We start from the raw sequence: 6,153 nt of genomic DNA, 5'->3' as shown, positions 1-6,153 counted from the left end.
TAAGTTTAAGGGGTAGTTAACCTCATAATTTGCCATACTTTGGAGAAGTAACCCACCTTTGTATGCCTTTAGATATCGTGAGTATGGCGATTTATGTTACTTTAGAGGGGAAAATCCCTAGAACCCCTATAGGGTTTGGTATTGTACTTTTCACCTTGATTGTTCAAGCAACAACTAACCCTATGTTAGTCAGAAAATTAAAAATTTAATGGGAGTCTTTTAATCCATAATTTTTATAAAAATTGCATCGTAAATTAAACATAATGTAGATCATTGAGTTAACCGCTTAATAGTTTGTCTGATTGTTAATTTAATATACAAAGCTAAAACTATTAATCTAACGTAATTTAAGGAAATCATGTCATATGACGATACCAATACCACACCGCCCAAGCGGTTTTCTACTGGGTGATGCCGCAGCCCAAATAACGATTGATGCCTTTATTGATATTCAATGTCCTCATTCACGTACAATTTGGCCGAGGTTACTTGAAGTTTCAAACTACTACAAGGGTGAATCTGTCAGTTTAAGGGTTCACCTGATAACGCTGAGTAACCACCGACAAGCTTGGGACATGAGTTTAGGCCTCTTTGCATTCGCAGAGCGTGATGCCGACAAATTTTATGATTTTGCGACATTTATTTATGAACGCCAATCACAATTTTATAATAGCCGTTTTCTCAATAAAACTCATGCGGATCTTTTACAACTTGTGGCGAGCTTTGCTCAGGAGCATTCAGGCCAAGAGTATGAAATATTCCTAAAAAAAATGGCTGACAGTGATACTTATGAGCAAGCACGTACACCCATTCGTTATGCGGCAACAAAGGCGGTTTGGGCAACACCGACATTATTTATCAATAATGCGAATAAAGTGCCCGTTGATCACAAGTCGACATTTGCTGATTGGCAAGCTGTTATTGAACCATTGTTGCCTACTTAACCGTGCTACATTGATGACCAAACAAGGTAATAGTTTTTTGAATAAGTAATAAAATAATGAGTTGTATTTAATACTCAGAGGATTGAAAAAATGAGAACAAAAGTAGAATTTTCTAGTCAAGGACAAAGGCTAGCTGGATTGCTTGAAACACCTGACAGCACAATACGAGCTTATGTATTATTTGCTCATTGTTTTACCTGTGGTAAAGATATTGCCGCAGCCTCGCGAATTAGCCGATTTTTGGTTCAACATGGTTTTGCCGTTTTTCGATTTGATTTTACAGGCTTAGGCAATAGTGATGGTGATTTCGCTAATACTAATTTTTCATCTAATACCGAAGATTTGTTGTCAGCGGCAACATTTCTTGAAGCACATTATGAAGCGCCGAAATTACTTATTGGCCATAGTCTTGGTGGAGCTGCTGTTTTAGCGATGGCTGCACATCTTCCTAAGGTGAAAGCGGTAGTGACTATCGGTGCTCCATATGAGGCAAGCCATGTGGTTCACAATTTTGATGCGCACCTTGAGACCATAGAAAGCAAAGGATGTGCAAAAGTGAGTTTAGGCGCGCGTGAGTTCACTATTAAAAAGCAATTTTTAGATGATTTGCGTAATCAATCGACAGAGCACATAGAGCACCTTAATAAAGCGTTATTAGTCATGCACTCACCTGTAGATTTAACTGTAGAGATTTCAGATGCCGAGAAAATTTACAAAGCTGCTAAGCATCCTAAAAGCTTTATTAGTTTAGATACGGCAGATCACCTGTTATCAAAATCTAACGATAGTGAATATGTAGCGCAAACGATTTCAGGCTGGGCAAGTCGATATATTCCTGTGGAAGAAATATATCGCCCTAATCTCACTAAAGGACACGTTTTGGTTGCCGAGATTGACCATAAATTTCAACTAGATGTTTTTAGTGATCATCATCACTGGAATGCAGATGAACCTGTACAGTTAGGCGGTAAAAATTCAGGCCCCGATCCATACGAGCATTTATTGGCTGCTCTAGGCGCATGTACTGCAATGACTATTCGTATGTACGCTACTCGAAAGGAAATTCCACTCGAGCATGTTGAGGTATCCTTGTTGCACGAGCGTAACTATTTGGATGATGCGGGTAATGCTGCAGAACAAAACAAGAACATGGAGGCATTAATTCGGAAGGTTCAGCTATTAGGACCGTTGAGCGATTCAGAGAAGGCTCGGCTAATGGAAATTGCTGATCGCTGTCCGGTGCATAAAACGCTGCATAATAATCCACACGTGTTGACCACATTGATTAAATAGTATGTAATTTGGATGTCATAAAGTGTTAGAAGCGTCAATTTGTATTCGCTAAGTAATTTCGTCAGTAAAAGAGGTTTAATTGAAGAATATGTATTATTCAGTGCATATTAATTATTGAACGAATGATAATAAAGCTCATTGAGCATCGTGTAGTTGCTAATCGGCTCTATAGTAATTTTATCAATAATAATCAGTTTAAGGATATTAAATGAAAAACAATCAGAACATTCACGTAGAAGTTGCCATAATTGGTACGGGTACAGCAGGAATGGGCGCATACCGCGAAGTACGTAAACACATCGACAGCATTGCTTTAATTGAAGGCGGGCATTACGGGACTACTTGTGCAAGAGTAGGTTGTATGCCATCCAAGTTATTAATCGCGCCTGGCGAGTTACGTCATAACACAGAAAAATTTGCAGATTTTGGTTTGCAAGGAAAAATACCAAGCGTTGACGGCAAGGCAGTAATGAAACGCGTTAAAGATGAGCGCGACCGTTTTGTAGGTTTTGTAAATGAAGATATAGATAGTTTTGACGAAAAACATCGCATTCAGGCTTACGCTAGTTTTGTCGATGACCATACTTTGAGCCTATCAACAGGCGGCACGCTTACTGCTGACAAGATAATTATTGCCACGGGCTCTCGCCCCAATATTCCAGGATTCTTTGAACAAGCAAAAGATCTGCTCATTACCAATGACGATGTTTTCTATTGGGATGACTTACCCAAATCGATTGCGGTTTTTGGCGCAGGAGTAATTGGTTTAGAATTAGGCCAAGCACTGCATCGCTTAGGCGTTCATACGCATTTATTTGGTGTGGGTGACGCGGTTGGCCCCTTGTCTGACCCAGAGGTTATCGCCACTTCCCTTGAAATTTTTAAAGATGAATTCCCATTTCATAGCAATGGCCAAGTTAAATCTATAGAGCGCACCGACAAGGGCGTGCAAATAACGTTTAAGCCGACACCTGATAGCGAAGAAGTTACAGAAACATTTGACTACCTACTAGCCGCAACGGGTCGTAAAACAAATATTGATAATATTGGAATAGAAAATACTTCACTTGAATTAGATGGACGCGGCGTGCCTATTTATAATCTTATGTCAATGCAATGCGGTGACAGCCATATATTTATTGCAGGTGATGTTAATGGTGATATTCCTCTACTACACGAAGCGGCAGACGAAGGCCGATTAGCAGGTGAGAATGCCTCAACCTTCCCTCAAGTATTTAAAAAAGCCCGTAAAACCAGCTTAGGCGTAGTGTTTTCCGATCCACAAATAGCTACCGTGGGCATGTCATTCAGAGCACTGACTGAAAAACTAGGCTGTCATTTTGCAAGTGGTAGCGTGAGCTTTACCGGACAAGGTCGCTCAAGAGTCATGCTGGTCAATAAAGGCTTATTGAAAGTATATGGTGACAAAGAGACTGGCGTATTACTTGGCGCAGAGATGATAGGCCCACACAATGAGCACATTGCACATTTGTTAGCATGGGTTATTCAGCTTAGAATGACCGTAAGTGAGGTATTGCAAATGCCATTTTATCACCCGGTTATTGAAGAGGGGTTGCGTAGTGCCCTTCGTGACTTATTGTTTAACTTAGGCATGGGCGCACACCCACCGCTTCGTTGCATTGATTGTGGTCCAGGGGCGTAATTTCACTCGTTCCAGTTCAATTTTTCCATGTTATCACTTACCGTACTGCAGGATTTTTTATAGCCGGCAGTACATTAAAAACTGTTTGAATGTAATACCTATATATTGTTGCAAAGCGGCTTTGTTTAACAACTTAGTTAGAAACCAACTTACCTTCATAATGTAGACGGTTAGTGACAAGATCAAAGATTTTTGAGTATTGTTAGTATTAACCAATGCGTAACAATAGATTTATCAACAACAAGCAATCCATTAAATAAAATAGGAAATACCCCATGACTAAAATTGAAATATACAGCAAAAGCTACTGCCCGTATTGCAAACGCGCCAAAGCCACTCTCAGTCGTTTAGGTCTTGATTTTGAAGAATTTGAAATTACTGATTCTGAAAAACTGACTAAAGAAATGCAACAACGTAGCGGTGAAAAAACCGTACCACAAATTTTTATCAACAAGCAACATATTGGTGGTGGCGATGATTTTCATCATGCACTAAATTCGGGCGCATTAAGTGATTTAATCGGTAAGCCTATTTAATTTTCTCAGTTAACACTATTTTATCGATTACACTTACTTTATAGAGAAAAACACCATGCTAGCAACGAACACCAAATCATTGCAAATAAAGGAACAAAAAATAGCTCTATTGGTTACTGCGCTTGGCGATAATACCCTACGTTTTTCAATTGCACTTATTTTAATATGGATAGGGGTGATGAAGTTTACAGGTTATGAAGCTGGCGCTATTGAGGGTCTATTGCTCTTTCAGTGTTAAAGTTGATTCAATTTAAAATGGCTTTGATCGCGACGCGAGTTTTGAAGCATAGTTATTTATGTAACAAACGAGCAGCAATATGTAAAAGCCGTTTTAAATGAACCCAAAGGGCAGCGTTTGTTTGAAATGTATACTGCGTTATTGCACTTCATGTAGCAAACTATACTCCCTGTGCTCTGCTTTGTCTTCATCTCAAACAAGCTGCTGTAAAAGTAAACCCGAAAGATCAACAGACCATAACGCTTTTAAACTTTAGCTTGTTCAGTTTATTATTTATATAGGGCATATAATGCTGCTTTTATCGATCATACTATTATTCGCTGGAATTATTGGGTATTTGTCCCAAAGCACTGGTTTATGTCTAGTCAACAGCGTAAGGCTTGCACTCAAAAGAAGGTTTTCTCTGCTATTTGCCACTTTACTTAGCGGTTCGTTTTCTTGGATTTCAATTAGTATTGGTCAGCAATCAGGCCTTAGCGATGTCAATGTTGCCTACGGTCCAAATTTTTGGATTGCACTTGGGGGCTTTATGTTTGGTATTGGTGCGGCATTTAATCATGCTTGTACCCTTTCTACGCTTTATAGGCTAATGCGAGGCGATATTAGAATGTTTGCCACCATAATCGGCTGGGCATTAGGTTGGTGGTGTTTTACTCAATTTTCATTGCCACTACCTGAGCACATTACTTTATTCTCTGAGGAACTCCAGTATTGGACACTATTTGTAATTTCAATGTTGGTACTCATTTGGGCATTTTTTGGAAACCCAAATCAAATGCGTTTATGGCTTAGTATTAGCATGATTGGTGTATTAGGGGGAATACTATTTTTATATCAACCTAATTGGCCACCTTCAGCTTTAGTAAACGATATTAGTTATGCTGTTGTTGGACCACAAGAGACCGTTTGGCCAGAGATAAAACGTTACCTTCTGACTATAAGCTTATTGTCAGGAATGTTTTATGCTGCATATTCAAAAAGAGATTTTAAATGGAGAAAGACAAGACTATTAGATTGGCCCTTACACCTTTTTTTCGGCACGCTTATGGGATTTGGGTCTTCTATGGCCTTAGGTGGCAATGATGCGCAACTATTAATTGCTCTTCCTAATTTTTCACTTGCTAGTGTAGTGGCAATATTGTCGATGTTGATTGGTATTACTGTGGTTCTTGTTTTACAAGATTTACGCAAATAACACGGCCTGAAGAACATGTTCCTCCACAACAAACCGTCGCCACATTTTTACGTTTATTAATCGCTATAATGTTTTCGCCATCGTGACAGCATGAACGGGTGAATGTTGAGCTTTAGTGCGATAATTTTGATTGTGATGCCAACAGCGAAACTAAGTTGGGGTTCTAGGGATTTTCCCCTCTAAAAAGACATAATCCTCTGTAGACCACACCAATAAATGGCTGCGGAGGTGGTTTACTTTCAGCTTGGAGCCTAATCATCCACTATCGGCCTTGTTATTTCGCC

Annotated in this window: 6 protein-coding genes; all 6 read left to right on the top strand. The window is 39.4% G+C overall.

Annotation, left to right across the window (positions count from 1 at the left end):
- The first annotated feature begins 365 nt into the window (after positions 1 to 365).
- Positions 366 to 944, top strand: a complete 579-nt coding sequence (locus QL995_RS21490; RefSeq protein ID WP_257695927.1) for a DsbA family protein — start codon at positions 366 to 368, stop codon at positions 942 to 944.
- A 90-nt stretch (positions 945 to 1,034) separates the two neighbouring features.
- Positions 1,035 to 2,237, top strand: coding sequence for a bifunctional alpha/beta hydrolase/OsmC family protein (locus QL995_RS21485; RefSeq protein WP_290295067.1), 1,203 nt, complete (start codon positions 1,035 to 1,037; stop codon positions 2,235 to 2,237).
- A gap of 208 nt (positions 2,238 to 2,445) precedes the next feature.
- On the top strand, positions 2,446 to 3,900 hold the full coding sequence (locus QL995_RS21480) for a dihydrolipoyl dehydrogenase (RefSeq protein WP_257695929.1): 1,455 nt from the start codon (positions 2,446 to 2,448) through the stop codon (positions 3,898 to 3,900).
- 275 nt (positions 3,901 to 4,175) lie between these two features.
- The gene (grxC, locus tag QL995_RS21475) at positions 4,176 to 4,436 is read left to right on the top strand and encodes a glutaredoxin 3 (protein ID WP_257695930.1); all 261 of its coding nucleotides are present in this window, start codon (positions 4,176 to 4,178) and stop codon (positions 4,434 to 4,436) included.
- A gap of 55 nt (positions 4,437 to 4,491) precedes the next feature.
- Entirely contained in the window at positions 4,492 to 4,674 is a 183-nt protein-coding gene (locus tag QL995_RS21470) for a DUF417 family protein (RefSeq protein WP_290295066.1), read from the top strand.
- Between the two features lie 289 nt (positions 4,675 to 4,963).
- A complete protein-coding gene (locus QL995_RS21465) occupies positions 4,964 to 5,869 on the top strand; it encodes a YeeE/YedE family protein (protein ID WP_257695926.1) in 906 nt (301 codons plus the stop codon).
- The last annotated feature ends 284 nt before the right edge of the window (positions 5,870 to 6,153 follow it).

The organism is Pseudoalteromonas sp. APC 3358 (genome assembly GCF_030408075.1).
GTDB lineage: Bacteria > Pseudomonadota > Gammaproteobacteria > Enterobacterales > Alteromonadaceae > Pseudoalteromonas > Pseudoalteromonas arctica.
This window is presented reverse-complemented; position numbering and strand designations above follow the sequence as displayed.